Origin of the sequence: Pararhizobium sp. A13, assembly GCF_040126305.1 — a bacterium.
GTDB lineage: Bacteria > Pseudomonadota > Alphaproteobacteria > Rhizobiales > Rhizobiaceae > Pararhizobium.
In genome coordinates this window covers 2866478-2883845 of record NZ_CP149510.1, presented here as the reverse complement: position 1 = coordinate 2883845, position 17368 = coordinate 2866478, and the positions used below count along the sequence as shown (strand labels likewise).

The window sequence follows — 17368 nt, the reverse complement described above, 5'->3', positions numbered from 1 at the left end:
CAACTGGTAAAGACCCGACCTTCGCGGTAAATCACCTCGGCGTTTGAAGTGACGCGCGCCGAAATGGCCCTGATGCGGGCTTTTGACGGGTGTGACCGGCGCGTTGAAGCCGCTCCCAGGAGCGGCATTAGGCCCAGACGGTGAAGCATTCGCGGGAAGCCATATAGAAAATGCACGCAAAAGAACAGCTTTCCTGTGGTATCGTCATCGTCGCTGCGGGGCGCGGCGAACGCGCCGGTTCGCGACAGGACGGCCCCAAGCAATATCGCCCCATCGGCGGACGGCCGGTTATCTCTCATACCCTTGATGTTTTTGCGACATGGCCGCGGGAAAGAACGATCGTCGTGGTCATTCACCCCGATGACGAAGCGTTGTTCGAGCAAGCGCTTGGCCACATGGCTGGCAACAATGCGCCCATCACCTTCGTCCACGGTGGACCGACACGCCAACTGTCGGTGCTCGCCGGGCTGAAAGCGCTGGAAAAAAACGGCATCGCATATGTCATGATCCAGGATGCGGTGCGCCCGTTCATCGATCATGCCCTGCTGGATCGGTGCTTTGGGGCACTCGCAGGCGGCGCGGATGCCGTGCTTCCCGCCGTTGCCGTTTCCGACACGCTGAAGCGAGGCTCACCTGACGGTAAGGTCATAGAAACCGTGCCGAGAGCCGGCCTGTTCACGGCCCAGACGCCTCAGTGTTTCCGCTTCGGGCCCATCCTTTCGGCGCATACTCAAGCTGCGGCTTCCGGCCGCTCGGATTTCACCGACGATGCTTCGATCGCTGAATGGGCCGGCATGCCCGTGACGTTGGTCGAGGGGTCCGTCGACAATGTCAAACTGACGCTCAAACGGGATATTGCCATGGCTGACGAAAAGCTGAGTCGGAATTGGCTTCCGGATGTCCGCACCGGCAATGGTTATGACGTCCACCAACTGGTCGAGGGTGACGGCGTCACGCTCTGCGGCGTTTTCATCCCGCATGACCAGAAGCTGCTCGGCCATTCCGACGCCGATGTGGCGCTGCACGCGCTGACGGATGCGCTTTTAGCGACCTGCGGCGCGGGCGATATCGGCGATCATTTTCCACCGTCCGACCCGCAGTGGAAGGGTGCTGCCTCGCGTATCTTTCTCGAGCACGCGGCGAAGGTCGTTCGCGACAACGGTGGCACGATTATGAACGCCGATGTTTCGCTGATCGCCGAAGCGCCGAAGGTCGGGCCGCATCGTCTGGCGATGCGCGAAAATCTCGCGTCCATGCTCGGCATTTCCCTCGACCGGTGCTCGGTGAAGGCGACGACCAACGAAAAGATCGGCTTCGTCGGCAGGCGCGAGGGCATTGCGGCCATTGCAACGGCAACGGTGGTTTATGCGGGAGACGGAAAATGAGCGGCTGGCCCGAGGATATCGAACACAAGGCGCGCACGTTGATCGCTGCGCTTTCCGAACGCCGCCTGATGGTCGCCACGGCGGAATCCTGCACCGGTGGACTGATCGTCGGCGCGCTGACCGAAGTTTCCGGCTCTTCCTCGGTGGTCGATCGCGGTTTCGTCACCTATTCCAACGATGCCAAGATACAGATGCTGGGCGTCGATCCGGCAACGCTTGCCGCGCACGGGGCGGTGTCACGCCAGACCGCGGTTGAAATGGCACGCGGCGCTCTTTCCCATTCGCAGGCCGATATCGCCGTCGCCGTTACGGGGATTGCGGGGCCGAGCGGAGGGACGGACGAGAAACCTGTCGGGCTCGTGCATCTGGCAGCCGCAAGTCGCGGCGGCAGCGTGCTTCATCGCGAAATGCACTATGGCGACATCGGCCGCGATGCCGTCCGGCTCGCGACGGTGCGCACGGCGCTTGACATGCTGGAGGATGCGGCGGAAGGCTGAACGCACTTCGGTGGACTGCACGAAGAGATGGGCCGAGAGCTTTATACTGTCGCGTAGATCGCGTCGGCGCGCTTTTCGAAGGCCTCGGAAAACATCCGGAAGGCCCGGTCGAACATCGACCCCATCAGGGCACCGAGAATGCGGCTCTTGAATTCGTAGTCGATGAAGAAATGGACCGAACAACCGCCCGCGCCCGTGTCTTCAAAACGCCAGCGATTGTCGAGATATTTGAAGGGGCCATCGATATACTTGACGTCGATGATGCGCTCCGCCTTGTTCAAGAGCACCTGTGTCGTGAAGGTCTCACGGATCGCCTTGTAGCCGACGGTCATATCGGCCAGCAGCAGTTCCTTGCCATCGCGCTCCTTGCGCGAACGAACCGTCAGGGCTTCGCAGAGCGGCAGGAACTCGGGATATTTTTCAACATCGGCGATCAGATCGAACATCTGGTCTGGTGAGTGGCCGACTGGCCGGCGGGTCTCGAACTGTGGCATGGAACTCAGATATTCAATGATTTCCGGAAAAACAAGGTGGCATGACGCCGCTCGGCGGCGCGGAGAGATGGCGCCGCCTGCTCCAGACCCAAAAGCTTATTTGACATTCACGGCTTCCTACAAACTCTCAATGAGCGCGCGCATGTCTCGACGGTTCCTGAGTGTCAGGACCGGCATGTCCGGGGAATGCCGGTCGAGCATGTTCACGATGACGGGAGAAACGCGCCGTTCGAAATTCCAGATATAGGACAGGAATTCAAGATCCGGCAGTTGTTCCGGACAGCCTGGTGCCATGTCTGGGCGTACACGGCCAAAGCTCGCAGCGACCCGGCAGGCAAGCCCCCACAGGCATGCGCGGCGGGGCATACGAACCCAAACGACCAGATCTGTTCGCGGCAAGCGGAGATCGAAGGTCGACGCGCCGCTCCCGTCCATGATCCAGCGATCTTCCGCAACCCTGGCTGCTATCATCGCCCGCTCTTCCGCTTTCGGTCGCTTGGTCCACCCTGGCAGCCAGTAAAATTCCCGGTCCATCGAAATGTAGGGCAAGTCCAGTCTGCCCGAAAGTTTTCTCGACAGCGTGCTCTTGCCGCCGCCGGAGCAGCCGATCACGAGAACACGATTGGCACGGCGAAGGATCGGGAGGGCTGGTTCAATTCCGGAAATATGGCACGGCATGGCGGGCTCCAAACTTGGAGCCGCGCACCATACAACTCGAATCCGGATTTGCAACCACAGGCAGATAACTCGGCCGCATCCAGCAGCTTCTTTTCCGCGCCGCGCTAGGGGCGATCGACAAGCGTCTCGCGGGCGGAGACCTCACCGACAGGCCGCCAGATCACCCGCTGGAAGCCGAGCCGCGCCAGCCAGTCCGAGAAATACCAGCTGATGACCTCCTTGCGGCCACTGACAAAGGGCAGCCAGGCGCTGTCGAGATTGATGAACGGCAAGAACGGGTTCGGCCTCTGCGATGCATAGAGCTCGACGCGTACCGACTTGCGTACAGATTTGCCCCGCGCATGGAAGCCGAATGTGTCTCCAACGACCAGCGTATTGGCCGGGACCGAGAATTTCGTCGGTTCGGGAAGGTCAAGCCGCTTCAGCCAGGTTGCAGGAATGCGGAAAGCCCCGCCGCCCTGCCGCTGCGACGCCAGAACGCTCATGCGTTTCTGCCAAGCGAGCCGACGCTTCGTCAGCTTATGCGAACCGGCGACATAGGTGAACGGTCCCTCGTCTTCCGATACGTCATAGAGGAAGAACCAGGCCTTGGCCGTCGAGTGGAACGTGTCCATGTGCAGCTCGGTCTGCGGATCCTTCTCGCCGGGCTTGGCCGTCGGCTCGCCGAAGATCGTCTGAATGCTGAGCACAGGCTCCACGTTAAAGCCGCCCGCATAGCGGATCGGCCCGGTCCATTTCTCGCTCCTGAGAAACGAGCGCAGCATCGGGGAATAGGCGAGCACATCCGGTGTCAGCGGAATACGGCGTGTCACCGCGCGGCCCTCCCGCATCTCGCGCGCCGGCGCCTTTAGCGCCTCCACCTCGGCTACCAGCGCCCTGAAATCCGCCTCCGGCAGAAGATCACGACGCTCTATATAGCCGTTTTCCGCAAAGAAGGCCCGCTCGGCGTCAGAGACCAGGTGCTTTAGCTTTCGGCGGCGCCATTCGGTGATGCGGGCAGTCGTCTTCACGCGCCACACATGCAGGCCCCTACGGTTAAGCCGCTCACTGCCGAGCACCGGATCGCGGAAATCCTTTCTGCCGCTCACCACTTGAAAAAGACTGTACGGTAATAAAAGTGCTGCCTTCGCCTTGCCTATCACCATGGCAACTTACCTATCAATGCCCCACCTGCGGCCCTCTCGCCGCAAAGCTTCAATAATGGATCAACACAGTCGAGGTGGCTCGCGCCGCCAAAACGTCTGCTTCCTACTCAGCCGCCGCCAGCAGCTTCTTTTCCCGCGCCGCGCGCAACCGTGCGAAATCGTCGCCGGCATGATGCGACGAGCGGGTCAGCGGGCTCGAAGCCACCATCAGGAAGCCCTTGGTGTAGGCGACGGTCTCGTAGGACTTGAACTCCTCCGGCGTCACGAATTTTTCCACCTTGTGGTGCTTGCGGGTCGGCTGCAGGTACTGGCCGATGGTCAGAAAGTCGACATCGGCGGTCCGGAGGTCGTCCATCAGTTGCAGCACTTCGTTGCGCTCCTCGCCGAGGCCGACCATGATGCCGGACTTGGTGAACATCGTCGGATCGAGTTCCTTGACCCGCTGCAGAAGCCGGATCGAGTGGAAATAACGTGCACCGGGGCGCACCGTCAGATAGTTGCCCGGCACGGTTTCCATGTTGTGGTTGAAGACGTCGGGCTTGGCAGCAACGACACGCTCGAGCGCACCGGGCTTCTTCAAAAAGTCCGGCGTCAGGATTTCGATGGTCGTTGCCGGCGAAGCGGCACGGATCGCCCAGATCACCTTTTCGAAATGCTCGGCGCCACCATCGGCCAGATCATCGCGGTCGACCGAGGTGATGACGACGTGGCTGAGGCCCATCTGCTTGACGGCCTTGGCGACATTTTCCGGCTCGGCCATGTCGAGCGCATTCGGCTTGCCGGTCGAGACGTTGCAGAAGGCACAGGCGCGGGTACAGATCTCGCCCATGATCATGAAGGTGGCGTGCTTCTTGTCCCAGCACTCGCCGATGTTCGGGCAGCCAGCCTCCTCGCAGACCGTGACGAGCTTGTGCTCCTTCACGATCGACCGGGTTTCCTGATAGCCCTTCGACACAGGCGCCTTGACGCGGATCCATTCCGGCTTGCGCAGCATCTCGGTGTCCGGCTTGTGGGCCTTTTCCGGGTGACGGATGCGCTTGACGTCGCTCTCGATATTGGTGCGGTCGAGAATGGTGACCATCTTGGCTTTCACTTTCCTTCAGGCGCGTGTTTCGACGGCGCCCTTTCGGGCCGGAAATGCGGCTCGCCTTTTCAAATGGAGGCGAGCCGTAACACAATCAAGCGTTCAGTGCACGCCCATAGGCGTCGAGCACGCTTTCCTTCAGCGTTTCCGAGATGGTCGGATGCGGGAAGATGGTGTGCATCAGCTCTTCTTCGGTGGTCTCGAGGTTCATCGCAACGACGAAACCCTGGATCAGTTCGGTGACCTCGGCGCCGACCAGATGCGCACCGATCAGTTCGCCGGTCTTCTTGTCGAAGATCGTTTTGACCATGCCCTGGTCTTCGCCGAGCGCGATCGCCTTGCCGTTGGCAACGAAGGGGAAGCGGCCGACGCGGATGTCGCGGCCTTCGGCCTTGGCCTTGGCTTCCGTCAGGCCGACCGAGGCGACCTGGGGGTTACAGTAGGTGCAACCCGGGATCTTCAGAGTATCCATCGGATGCACATTCGGCAGGCCGGCGATCTTTTCGACGCAGATGACCGCTTCGTGCTCGGCCTTGTGGGCAAGCATCGGCGGCCCGGCAACGTCGCCGATCGCATAGACGCCCGGAACATTGGTCTTGCCGTAGCCGTCGATGACGATGCAGCCGCGGTTGGTCTTCACGCCGAGCACTTCCAGGCCGAGATTCTCGATATTGCCCTGAACGCCAACTGCCGAGATCAGCCGGTCGGCGGTGATCTTCTCGATCGAACCATCCTTCTTCTCGACATGGGCGGTCACCGAATCGGCAGCCTTCTCGACCTTGGTCACCTTGGCGTCGAGAATGATCTTCATGCCCTGCTTGTCGAACTGCTTCTTGGCGAAGGCGGAGATTTCCGCATCCTCGACCGGCATGACCTGCGGCAGCAGTTCGACGACCGTCACGTCGACGCCGAGCGTGCGGTAGAAGGAGGCAAACTCGATGCCGATGGCGCCCGAGCCCATGACCAGCAGCGACTTCGGCATGCGGTCCGGATTCATCGCCTCGAAATAGGTCCAGATCAGCTTGCCGTCCGGCTCGATGCCGGGCAGCGCGCGCGGCCGTGCGCCGGTCGCGATGATGATGTGCTTGGCGGTATAGGTCCCCTCGCCCAGCGTATTCTTCGGCAGCGGCGCCTGCGGCTGGACGATCGCCTTGGTGGTCTTCGCCACGACGATCTCATTCGGCTTGGTGAGCTTGGCCTCGCCCCAGATGATATCGACCTTGTTCTTCTTCATCAGGAAGCCGACGCCGCCATTCATGCGCTCGGCAATGCCGCGCGAGCGGGCGACGATCGCCTTCAGATCCGGCGTCACCTTGCCTTCGAGCGTCAGGCCGTAATTCTTGGCGTGTTCGGCAAGATGCAGCACTTCGGCGGACCGCAACAGTGCCTTGGTCGGGATGCAGCCCCAGTTGGAGCAGATGCCGGCCAGGTGCTCACGCTCGACCACGGCCGTCTTCAGGCCCAGTTGTGCGGCGCGGATCGCAGCTATGTAGCCGCCGGGGCCGGAGCCGATAACGATGACGTCGTAGGAATTTGCCATTCTTGTTTCCTGCCTCTTCCTTAGGTCATGTTCCGGGTCAACAAGACCCAGTCATGCCTTTTGCTGTCCTCAAAGAGCGGCACGGCCGGAAGCCTCGCCTTCTCCACAAATCCGCTGGCCGCGTAGAGCGTCAGCGCCGTTTCATTATGGCTCTCGGTGATCAGGCTGACCTGCCTGCCTTTCGCCTTTTCGATTTCATTGGCGAGCAGCGCCCGCCCGATACCCTTGCCGCGATGGTGCCGGTAGACACCGAGACTGTCGACGAAGCGGCTGCCGATCACGGTCACCTGCAGATCCAGCAGCGGCGTGATCACCGGATGCGGCGCGACGATATCGCGGACCCTCTCATCCAGATCGTAACCGATCGACACGCCGGCAATTTCACCGTCCCATTCCGCCAGCGTCGCGTCCTTCCAGGCGCCGGGCTCATGGTCCTCGCGCATTCTCGACCGCCCCTGCTCCATGGCGGTATCCTTGTTCCCCCGCATCACCGCTCCGTACCAGAGCCAGGTCGCAAAACCGTGCGAGGCGATATCGACCAGCACAGCCAGTTCCGCCGCGTCCCGCCGCTCCGCCGCCCGCAGGACAAGAGCCGCCGTCATTCAGAGACCGAGCATCATCCGGACCATCGGCTCGAGGCCGCGTCCGATGGCGCGTGTATTTTCGGCATCGAGATGAATGCCGTCGAGTGGCGTGGTTGCCGCCACCGACCCGGCATCGAAGAAGCCGCATCCCTTTTCGTCGGCGAGATCGGCATAGAGCGAGGCAAGCATCGCCGACTGCTCGATGCTGCTGGCAAACATGGCCGCGAAGGCAGCGTTTGCCGTCTCGCGGACGGCCGGTGGTGCAACGATCAGAATTTCGGGCTGGTTTTCGCTGTCGAACGACCAGGCATGATGCCGCACCAGGTCGATCAGCCGCTCCATGCCCTGCGTCGCGCCCGCAGCCGTGCCGCAGATCACCGGTTTCATGTCGTTGGTGCCAAGCAGGATGATGACGAGATCAACCGGATCGTGGCTGTGCAGGATCGTCGGCAGAATGCGGGCGCCGTTCCTGTCGCAATCCGCGAGATGATCGTCAAAAGCGGTCGTGCGGCCGTTCAGCCCCTCGGCTATCACGTGAACGCCGCCACCGAGAGCCTTTTGCAGGACGCTTGGCCAGCGATCCTCAAGCGCATGACGGTCGCGCCCCTCGGCATCGTAGCCCCAAGTCAGACTGTCACCGTAGCAGAGGACTGTTTTCATCGTCACGTCACGCCTCAAACTGCATGCGCCGCAGAAATCCGGAAGGCCGGCGGCCTCCCGGATCATCCGAAATGCTCAGACCAGCATCCCCATCGGGTTTTCGATGTAGCGCTTGAAGGCCCCGAGCAGTTCTGCCCCAAGCGCGCCATCGACGGCGCGGTGGTCGGTCGAGAGCGTCACGGTCATGACGTTGGCGACGACCATCTGGCCCTTCTTGACGACGACGCGTTCCTCGCCTGCGCCGACCGCGAGAATCGTCGCGTGCGGCGGATTGACGACGGCGGCGAAGTTCTTGACGCCCATCATGCCCATGTTGGACACGGCGGTCGTGCCACCCTGATACTCTTCCGGCTTCAGCTTGCGGCTCTTGGCGCGGGCGCCGAGGTCCTTCATCTCGTTGGAGATGGCCGACAGGGTCTTGGTCTCGGCCGAGCGGATGATCGGCGTGATCAAGCCGCCGGGGATCGACACGGCAACGCCGACATCGGCGTGCTTGTGCTTGACCATGTTGGCTTCGGTCCAGGAGACATTGGCCTCCGGCACGTCGCGCAGGGCAAGCGCCATGGCCTTGATGACCATGTCGTTGACCGAGAGCTTGTAGACTGGCTTGCCGTCCTTTTCCGGTGCCGAGGCGTTGAGCTGGGCACGCAGCGCCAGGAGCGCGTCGAGTTCGCAATCGACCGAGACGTAGAAATGCGGGATCGTCTGCTTGGATTCCTGCAGGCGCTTGGCAATCGTCTTGCGCATGCCGTCATGCGGCACGAGCTCGTAGGAGCCTTCGGCGAAGTTCTTGAGAACAGCTTCGTCGGATGGGCCCTTGGCGAGCGGTGCTGCCGCCGGTGCCGGAGCAGCAGCAGACGGAGCAGCCGCAGCGGCCGGCTTCAGTCCACCACCGGCGGCGGCTGTTTCCACGTCCTTCTTGACGACGCGGCCGTGCGGGCCGGTGCCGGAAATGACGGCGACGTCTATGCCGGCTTCCTTGGCGAGCCGCCGTGCAAGCGGCGACGCGAAGGTGCGATTATCGGATGAAGCAGGTGCTGGCGCCTTGGCCGCGACCGGTGCCGGAACAGCGGCCGGTGCGGCTTCTGTCTTTGCAACCGGAGCTGCCTCCGCCTTGGCAGCGGGCGCAGCAGCGCCATTGCCCGAGGCCGCGGCCGAGACATCCTCGCCTTCGGCAGCGAGCACGGCGATCACGGCATTGACCTTGACGCCTTCAGTGCCGGCGGGAACGACGAGCTTAGCAACGGTGCCCTCATCGACCGCTTCGACTTCCATCGTCGCCTTGTCGGTCTCGATCTCGGCGATCACGTCGCCGGACGAAACCTTGTCGCCTTCCTTGACCAGCCACTTGGCGAGGTTGCCCTCTTCCATGGTCGGCGAAAGGGCTGGCATGGTGATATTGATCGGCATGACCTTCCCTCCCGGTTACTTGTAGCAGACGGTCTTCACCGCCTCGACGACTTCGCCGACATTTGGCAGGGCCAGCTTTTCAAGGTTGGCGGCATAGGGCATCGGCACATCCTTGCCGGCGATCGTCAGGATCGGCGCATCGAGATAATCGAAGGCCTGCTGCATGACGCGGGTGGCGATTTCCGTGCCGACGGAGGACTGCGGGAAGCCTTCCTCGACGGTGACCAGACGGCCGGTCTTCTTCACCGATTCGATCACGGTCGGCATGTCCATCGGACGGATGGTGCGCAGGTCGATGATCTCGACGTCGATGCCGTCCTTTTCCAGTTCGGCCGCCGCCTTGACCGCGTAGGTCATGCCGATGCCGAAGGAGACGATGGTCGCGTCCTTGCCGACCTTGTGGATCCGTGCCTTGCCGATCGGGAGGACGAAATCGTCCAGCTTCGGCACATCGAAGGAGTGGCCGTAAAGGATTTCGTTTTCGAGGAAGATCACCGGGTTCGGATCGCGGATTGCGGCCTTGAGCAGCCCCTTCGCGTCGGCAGCCGTATACGGCATGATGACCTTGAGGCCTGGAATGTGGCTGTACCAGGCAGCGTAGCACTGGGAGTGCTGGGCGCCGACGCGGGCAGCAGCACCACTTGGGCCGCGGAACACCATCGGCGCACCCATCTGGCCGCCGGACATATAAAGCGTCTTGGCGGCCGAGTTGATGATGTGGTCGATCGCCTGCATGGCGAAGTTGAAGGTCATAAACTCGACGATCGGCTTAAGGCCGGTCATCGCAGCACCAACACCGACGCCGGCAAAACCGTGCTCGGTGATCGGGGTATCGACGACACGGCGGGGACCGAATTCCTGCAGCAGGCCTTGGGTGATCTTGTAGGCGCCCTGGTATTCGGCGACTTCCTCGCCCATCACGAAGACGTCGTCGCTGCGGCGCATTTCCTCAGCCATCGCGTCGCGAAGCGCTTCGCGCACGGTGGTCGAGACCATTTCGGTACCGGCTGGAATATCCGGATCGGAAGCGACTTCGACCTTCGGCTGGGCGGCAACGGGTGCGGCAGCCGGAGCAGGCGCTTCAGCCTTCGTAGGCTCGGCGGCCGGTGCAGTCTTCGGTGCGGCAACGTCACCGACACTTTCGCCGTCCTGCAGCAGGACCGCGATCGCCGTGTTGACCTTGACGCCTTCGGTACCGGCGGCAATCAGGATCTTGCCGATGGTGCCTTCATCGACGGCTTCCACTTCCATGGTCGCCTTGTCGGTCTCGATCTCGGCGATCACGTCGCCCGAGGTGACCTTGTCACCCTCGTTTTTCAGCCATTTGCTGAGCGTGCCTTCTTCCATCGTCGGCGACAGAGCGGGCATCAGAATTTCAATAGGCATGATGGTTTCCTCGCCGCGAAATCAAAGCAGAATGTCGGTGTAGAGCTCGGATACATCCGGCTCCGGATCGGCCTGGGCGAAATCGGCGCTGTCGGCGACGATGTCGCGAACGTCCTTGTCGATCTGCTTCAGTTCGTCCTCGCTCGCCCATCCCTTTTCCAGAATGCGCGCCTTCACCTGTTCGATCGGGTCATGCTCGGAGCGCATCTTCTGCACTTCGTCCTTCGAGCGATACTTCGCCGGGTCGGACATGGAGTGGCCCCGATAGCGGTAGGTCTGCATTTCAAGGATGATCGGCCCCTTGCCAGCGCGGCAATGCTCGACAGCCTCGTCGCCGGCGGCCTTTACCGCGCGAACATCCATGCCATCGACCTGGAGACCCGGGATACCGAGCGCGACGCCGCGCTGGGAGAAATCATGGCCGGCCGAGGCGCGCGATACTGACGTGCCCATGGCGTAACGGTTGTTCTCGACGATGTAGATCACCGGCAGCTTCCAGAGAGCAGCCATGTTGAAGCTCTCGTAGACCTGGCCCTGGTTGGCGGCGCCATCGCCGAAATAGGCGAGCGAGACATTGTCATTGCCGCGATAGCGGTTGGCGAAGGCGAGGCCCGTGCCGAGCGATACCTGCGCGCCGACGATGCCGTGGCCGCCGTAGAAATGCTTCTCCTTGGAGAACATGTGCATCGAGCCGCCCTTGCCGCGGGAAAGCCCGCTGCGGCGACCGGTGAGCTCCGCCATGACGCCACGCGCGCTCATGCCGCAGGCCAGCATATGGCCGTGGTCACGATAGGCCGTGATGACCTGATCGCCTTCCTTCAGCGCCATCTGCATGCCGACGACGACGGCTTCCTGGCCGATGTAGAGGTGACAGAAACCACCGATGAAGCCCATGCCGTAGAGCTGGCCGGCCTTTTCCTCGAAACGCCGGATAAGAAGCATTTCGCGGTAAGCCTTCATATCGGCATCGCGATCGAACTCGGCAACAGTACCGTTGACGAAGTCCTTCTTTGCGGGCTTGGCGGCTGTTTTGCGGCTGGAAACGGACGCGGTTTTTCGCGGGGCCATTCATTCCTCCCTAATGGTTGCCTTTTGCCGGTACCATAGGGAAAGAATGACGCCACAGCAATGCCATATTTGCATGGCTTATATTCTTTATAAGCTAATGATATTATTTATTATTTTCCAATTAACCAGATTTTGGTTAATTGGAAAAGTCAGTGAAATATCACGATTTCATCGGCGCGCGACATGCTCAGCCCGAAGCGAGCCTTTTCGTCCAGCATGTCGCGTTCGAGCGAACCGTCGCTCAACAGCGCCACTTCCTTTTCCAGCGTCTTGCGCTGCTCCGTCAGTTCGTCCAGACGCGTCTGGCGCTCGACGCGCTGGCGGTCGAACTTTTCCGTCGCCTTCAGGCCGAACTCGCCGTGGATGGAATGATAGCCGAAATAGGAGAGAAAGGCGACGGCGATCAGCGGCATGACAAACCGCCCGAGCTTCCGTTTCTTATGGTGTTTTGTCCACATCGATCATGCCCTGATACGCAATACAAAGGCATCCTACCGGCCATTGATTAACCGACCGTTGACCATAACAGGCGGCAACAAAAAACCCGCATCCGTTTCCAGACGCGGGTTTCGTTGGTCAGAGCAGCGAGTGATCAGCCGCGCAGGATCGACCGTCCGGCATATTTTGCCTGCGGGCCAAGCTGTTCTTCGATGCGGATCAGCTGGTTGTATTTCGCGGTGCGGTCGGAGCGCGCCAGCGAACCGGTCTTGATCTGCCCGCAATTGGTAGCAACGGCGAGATCGGCGATGGTCGAATCCTCGGTTTCACCTGAGCGATGCGACATGACGGCCGAGTAGCGGGCCTTGTGTGCGGTCTCGACGGCATCGAGCGTTTCCGACAGCGAACCGATCTGGTTGACCTTGACGAGGATCGAGTTGGCGACGCCCATCTTGATGCCGTCGCGCAGGCGAGCGGAATTGGTGACGAACAGATCGTCGCCGACGAGCTGGCACTTGTTGCCGATCTTGTCGGTCAGCGCCTTCCAGCCTTCCCAATCGTCTTCTGCCATGCCGTCTTCGATCGAGAAGATCGGATATTTGCCCGCGAGTTCCGCCAGGTATTCCGCCATCGCGCCCGGCTCGAGCGTGCGGCCCTCGCCTTCGAGAACGTACTTGCCGTCCTTGAAGAATTCCGTCGAGGCGCAGTCGAGCGCGATGAAGACGTCTTCACCCGGACGATAGCCGGCTTTTTCGACCGACTTCATGATGAAATCGAGCGCGGCGGGCGCCGATGCAAGACCCGGCGCAAAGCCGCCCTCGTCGCCAACATTGGTGTTGTGGCCGTCGGCAGCGAGCTGCTTCTTCAGCGTGTGGAACACCTCCGAACCCATGCGGACGGCATCACGCACCGTGTCGGCACCAACCGGCACGATCATGAATTCCTGGAAGTCGATCGGATTGTCGGCGTGGGCGCCGCCATTGATGATGTTCATCATCGGAACCGGCAGAAGACGGGCGTTCGGACCACCGACGTAGCGGTAGAGCGGCAGGCCGGCGGCGGAGGCGGCGGCCTTGGAAACGGCGAGGGAAACACCGAGGATCGCATTGGCACCGAGGCGCGCCTTGTTCGGCGTCCCGTCAAGCTCGATCATGGTGTTGTCGATCAGGATCTGATCCTCGGCATCGAAACCGCCGATGGCTTCGAAGATCTCGCCGTTGACAGCTTCGACGGCCTTCTCGACACCCTTGCCGAGATAACGCGTGCCGCCATCGCGCAGTTCGACGGCTTCATGCGCTCCGGTGGAAGCGCCCGAGGGAACGGCGGCGCGGCCGAAGCTGCCGTCTTCGAGATGGACGTCGACTTCGACGGTCGGATTGCCCCGGCTGTCGAGAATTTCGCGGCCGATGATGTCGATGATTGCAGTCATGATCTCTTCCCTGCTTCAAACATGGTGGTGGACGGATGGCCCTGTCATAATTCATGGACCGGAAATTACAATGGCGGGCGCGGGCAATTGCTCCCCTGCGCCCCGGCCTTCAAGAAAATTTCACAATTGCCGCATTCAGCGCTTGGCGATCGCGTCAAAGGCAAGCAGCGTCTCGAGAAGCCGCGGCATGTCCTTGAGGTGCACCATGTTCGGTCCGTCGGACGGCGCGTTATCCGGATCCTCGTGCGTCTCGATGAAGACGCCGGCGACACCGACCGCAACTGCCGCACGAGCCAGCGTCTCGACGAATTCGCGCTGGCCGCCCGAGGACGAGCCCTGCCCGCCCGGCTGCTGCACGGAGTGTGTTGCATCGAACACGACCGGCGCACCGAGGCCGGCCATGATCGGCAGAGAGCGCATATCGGAGACGAGCGTGTTGTAGCCGAAGGAGGCGCCGCGCTCGCACAGCAGCACGTTCGGATTGCCGCTCTCGGTGAATTTGGCGAGCACGTTCTTCATGTCCCAGGGGGCGAGGAACTGGCCCTTCTTGACGTTGATCACACGGCCGGTCTTGGCAGCTGCGACCAGCAGGTCCGTCTGGCGGCAGAGGAAGGCCGGAATCTGCAGGATATCGATCGTCGGGGCAACGAGAGCACACTGTTCCTCGGTGTGGATATCGGTCAGGACGGGAAAGCCGTATTCCTTCTTCAGATCAGCGAAGATTTCCATCGCCTTTTCAAGCCCGATGCCGCGCTTGCCAGCGATCGACGTGCGGTTGGCCTTGTCGAAGGAGGATTTGTAGACAAGGCCGATACCAAGCGACTTGCAGAGTTCCACCATCTTGCCGGCGATCATGAAGGCATGCTCGCGGCTTTCCATCTGGCAGGGCCCGGCGATCAGCGACAGTTTTTGGGTGTTGGAAAACACCACTTGGCCGGCACCGCTGCCGGCCACCACATTTGCATTTGCCTGCATGATTACTCTCCGAATGCGAAAATGACACCCTGTCCCAGCGTTTCCGGAACGATCAGGCGATTGTCTTTTCTGATGAAGGACACCGCGTTGGCAGTGAGAAGTTGCTCGGTCGCCGACAAGTCGGCCACCTTGAAGACGACGGCGCGGCCGCGCAGACCACGGGAATGACCCGGCGTTTTGCGATCGAAGAAGCCGGACATGCCGGCCTGGTTGAGGACGGAAATCTTGACGCCGTTGCGCGTTTCGATGTCCATGCCGAAGGAATGCGCGGAAACCTCGCGCTCGTCGACCGCTTCCTGCAGGATGTACTGGAAATCGGTGGGGTTCGGCTCGGACAGAACGACTTCACTGAGGCCGATCACGCCGTTGGCATGGGTTTCGAGCGCGGACCTGTCGGACGGAAGCGGCATCACGCGCTGACAGGTAAAAAAGAAGAAATCCGGCGAACGCAGATCAGCGGCGAAGGCAAGGCGGAAACTACCGGTTGCCTGCGATCCATCCGGCAGCTTCATCGGGCGGGAAAATTCCAGCATCTCGCCGGCCGAAATACCCGCTTTGTGGAAGCGAGCATGATCGGCCGCCGCATCATCGGTGCTGAGCACGATTGCCGAGAACCCGTCATGGCCCCGGCGAAAGCGATAGGCCTGATCGCGGGCGACGAAGACGTTGCCGGCAAGCGCCGCCGCTTCGCATTCCTCGCGCTTGGCGATCCCGAGCGGCTCAAGATACGTCTTGTCGGCAAGGAAGACACAGGCGTTTTCGGTCCCGAAGGGGTGAAGCGCATCGGTGGCGACGGTAAACCCGAGTTTGACATAGCGATCTCGGGCGGTTGCGAGGTCAATGACCGGCAATACGAGATGATCGAGCTGGCGGGGGATGCGGGACGCGGCGTTCATGGAATTCCCTGAAACTGGTCGGTGGCTGGTGCTTTGCCCGTTTTGACCGTCGATTTCAAGGAAATGTTGAATTGTGTGCTGTTGCAGTCGCCACTGCGTGGCCCGGCTTGAAAATGCCGGGCCACGCAGAACGCCGGTTCAGAGATTGCTCATGCCGCCATCGATGACGAGTTCGCTGCCCACGGTGTAAGTCGATTCGTCGGAGGCGAGGAAAACCACGGCCTTGGCGATTTCGCTCGGATTGCCAAATCGGCCGGCTGGGATCTTCGCCGCCGCCATGGCATCGGTGTCTGCGTCGGACATGCCGAGCTTACCGTAAAGGGGCGTTGCAACCGGGCCGGGACTGACGGCATTAACGCGGATACCACGGCCGATCAGCTCTCCGGACAACGTCTTGGCGAACGACAGGAGCGCAGCCTTGGTCAAGGCGTAGACGCTGGTGTTCGGCATGCCGATATGGGCATTGATCGAAGTGTTGAGCACGATGGAGGCCGGATTGGCAAGGATCGGCATAAGCGCCTGGATCAGGAAGAATGGGCCTTTGACATTGACGGCAACCGAGCGATCGAAGGCCTCTTCGTCGAACTGTTCAATCGGGCGGAAATCGGCGGCACCTGCGTTGACGAACAGGATATCGAGATGGCCGAAGGCGTTCTCGATCGCTTCTGCGACCGCCTTCTGTCCGGCGACATCGCCGGCGTTGGCCTGAATGATACGAGCCTTGTCGCCGAGCTCGGCGCGTGCGGCTTCGATGGTTGCCGGGTTGGTGCCGGTGACCGCAACGCGGGCACCCTCGGCAATGAACTGGCGGGCTGTTTCAAGGCCGATGCCGCTGGTGCCGCCGGTGATCAGCGCTGTCTTGTTCTGCAAGCGTGACATGATGAAGTTCCTTCTGTTTGCGTTCTGGCAAAGAGCTCAGGTGCGGGTGATCGAGGCGCCACCATCGACGAGCGAGGCGGTGCCGGTCACGAAGGCGGAATCGTCCGAGGCGAGGAACAGAACCGAGCGGGCGAGCTCTTCCGGGGCTGCGACGCGCTTCAGGGCATGCAGGTTGGTGATGAAGGACTGCGATTCCGGCGTGTTGTTCATCTCGCGGTACATCGCCGTATCGACGGCACCGGGCAGGATCGCGTTAACACGCACGCCCTGCGGGCCGAATTCGGCAGCAAGAGCTTGTGTCAGGCCAATCAGGCCGGACTTCGAGGCTGCATAGGCGGCAACACCCGGGAAGGCAAAGCTGTAACCGACGAACGTAGAGGTGAAGATCACCGAGCCGCCCCCATGCTTGGCCATTTCGGCAATCTGGTGCTTGGCCCCGAGGAAGGAGCCGGTCAGATTGATGGCGATGGCGTCGTTCCAACCCTGCTCGGAGACACCGGTTGAAGGACCGGCTTCGCCGAGCGTTCCGGCATTGTTGAAGGCGATATCCAGGCGACCATAGGTCCTGACGGCCAGTTCCACCAGACCCCTGGCGTAATCCTCCGAACGGACGTCACCGGTAAGGGCGACGGCCTCGCCGCCTTCGGCCTTGATTTCTGCGACGAGTTCATCGAGCTCGTTCTGACGGCGGGCGCCGACGACAAGCCTGCCACCTTCGGCTGCGAACAGCTTGGCGGTGGCGCGACCGATGCCGGCGCTGGCACCGGTGACGATTGCAACTTTCTGAGACAGGCGTTCCATGATCTTCATCCTCTTTTGC

General features: G+C 61.5%; 18 protein-coding genes. 2 read left to right on the top strand and 16 right to left on the bottom strand.

The annotated features are described in order from the left end of the window. The first annotated feature begins 170 nt into the window (after positions 1-170). Together WI754_RS14270 and WI754_RS14265 are read left to right on the top strand one after the other, a co-directional pair. Positions 171-1385, top strand: coding sequence for a bifunctional 2-C-methyl-D-erythritol 4-phosphate cytidylyltransferase/2-C-methyl-D-erythritol 2,4-cyclodiphosphate synthase (locus tag WI754_RS14270; protein WP_349434095.1), 1215 nt, complete (start codon positions 171-173; stop codon positions 1383-1385). After that, positions 1382-1882 (top strand): CinA family protein, encoded by a 501-nt coding sequence (locus WI754_RS14265; protein ID WP_349434094.1) that lies wholly within the window; start codon positions 1382-1384, stop codon positions 1880-1882. Before WI754_RS14270 ends, WI754_RS14265 begins: the two co-directional genes overlap by 4 nt. A 41-nt stretch (positions 1883-1923) precedes the next feature. Here WI754_RS14265 and WI754_RS14260 read toward each other — a convergent pair whose 3' ends face one another. The 16 genes from WI754_RS14260 to WI754_RS14185 all read right to left on the bottom strand — a co-directional run bounded on the left by WI754_RS14260 (position 1924) and on the right by WI754_RS14185 (position 17349). Then, the gene (locus tag WI754_RS14260; RefSeq protein ID WP_349434093.1) at positions 1924-2376 is read right to left on the bottom strand and encodes a type II toxin-antitoxin system RatA family toxin; all 453 of its coding nucleotides are present in this window, start codon (positions 2374-2376) and stop codon (positions 1924-1926) included. 117 nt (positions 2377-2493) lie between these two features. Further along, positions 2494-3054 carry an AAA family ATPase gene (locus WI754_RS14255; RefSeq protein WP_349434091.1) on the bottom strand — a complete coding sequence of 187 codons (561 nt, stop codon included), beginning with the start codon at positions 3052-3054 and terminating at the stop codon, positions 2494-2496. Between the two features lie 104 nt (positions 3055-3158). Next, on the bottom strand, positions 3159-4064 hold the full coding sequence (locus WI754_RS14250) for a phytanoyl-CoA dioxygenase family protein (protein WP_349434090.1): 906 nt from the start codon (positions 4062-4064) through the stop codon (positions 3159-3161). Between the two features lie 238 nt (positions 4065-4302). Further along, positions 4303-5280, bottom strand: a complete 978-nt coding sequence (lipA, locus tag WI754_RS14245) for a lipoyl synthase (protein WP_349437822.1) — start codon at positions 5278-5280, stop codon at positions 4303-4305. A 97-nt stretch (positions 5281-5377) separates the two neighbouring features. Next, positions 5378-6823 carry a dihydrolipoyl dehydrogenase gene (gene lpdA, locus WI754_RS14240; protein ID WP_349434088.1) on the bottom strand — a complete coding sequence of 482 codons (1446 nt, stop codon included), beginning with the start codon at positions 6821-6823 and terminating at the stop codon, positions 5378-5380. Positions 6824-6843: 20 nt separating this feature from the next. Continuing rightward, positions 6844-7425, bottom strand: coding sequence for a GNAT family N-acetyltransferase (locus WI754_RS14235; protein ID WP_349434087.1), 582 nt, complete (start codon positions 7423-7425; stop codon positions 6844-6846). Continuing rightward, entirely contained in the window at positions 7426-8067 is a 642-nt protein-coding gene (locus WI754_RS14230; protein WP_349437821.1) for an SGNH/GDSL hydrolase family protein, read from the bottom strand. Between the two features lie 75 nt (positions 8068-8142). Further along, complete coding sequence (locus WI754_RS14225) at positions 8143-9477, bottom strand: pyruvate dehydrogenase complex dihydrolipoamide acetyltransferase (RefSeq protein WP_349434085.1); 1335 nt, start codon at positions 9475-9477, stop codon at positions 8143-8145. A gap of 15 nt (positions 9478-9492) precedes the next feature. Then, complete coding sequence (locus tag WI754_RS14220) at positions 9493-10863, bottom strand: pyruvate dehydrogenase complex E1 component subunit beta (RefSeq protein ID WP_349434084.1); 1371 nt, start codon at positions 10861-10863, stop codon at positions 9493-9495. Between the two features lie 21 nt (positions 10864-10884). Next, positions 10885-11931, bottom strand: coding sequence for a pyruvate dehydrogenase (acetyl-transferring) E1 component subunit alpha (gene pdhA / locus WI754_RS14215; RefSeq protein ID WP_349434083.1), 1047 nt, complete (start codon positions 11929-11931; stop codon positions 10885-10887). Positions 11932-12080: 149 nt separating this feature from the next. Further along, positions 12081-12389, bottom strand: a complete 309-nt coding sequence (locus tag WI754_RS14210) for a septum formation initiator family protein (RefSeq protein ID WP_349434082.1) — start codon at positions 12387-12389, stop codon at positions 12081-12083. Between the two features lie 134 nt (positions 12390-12523). Next, complete coding sequence (gene eno / locus WI754_RS14205) at positions 12524-13798, bottom strand: phosphopyruvate hydratase (protein ID WP_349434080.1); 1275 nt, start codon at positions 13796-13798, stop codon at positions 12524-12526. Positions 13799-13933: 135 nt separating this feature from the next. Further along, positions 13934-14776: a 3-deoxy-8-phosphooctulonate synthase gene (kdsA, locus tag WI754_RS14200; RefSeq protein WP_349437820.1), complete on the bottom strand. Its 843-nt coding sequence runs from the start codon at positions 14774-14776 to the stop codon at positions 13934-13936. Next, positions 14776-15669 (bottom strand): VOC family protein, encoded by an 894-nt coding sequence (locus WI754_RS14195; protein WP_349434079.1) that lies wholly within the window; start codon positions 15667-15669, stop codon positions 14776-14778. The genes kdsA and WI754_RS14195 overlap by 1 nt, the downstream gene beginning before the upstream one ends. Before the next feature lie 138 nt (positions 15670-15807). Beyond that, entirely contained in the window at positions 15808-16548 is a 741-nt protein-coding gene (locus tag WI754_RS14190; protein WP_349434077.1) for an SDR family oxidoreductase, read from the bottom strand. A 36-nt stretch (positions 16549-16584) separates the two neighbouring features. Next, positions 16585-17349: an SDR family oxidoreductase gene (locus WI754_RS14185; RefSeq protein WP_349434076.1), complete on the bottom strand. Its 765-nt coding sequence runs from the start codon at positions 17347-17349 to the stop codon at positions 16585-16587. Positions 17350-17368 lie beyond the last annotated feature (19 nt).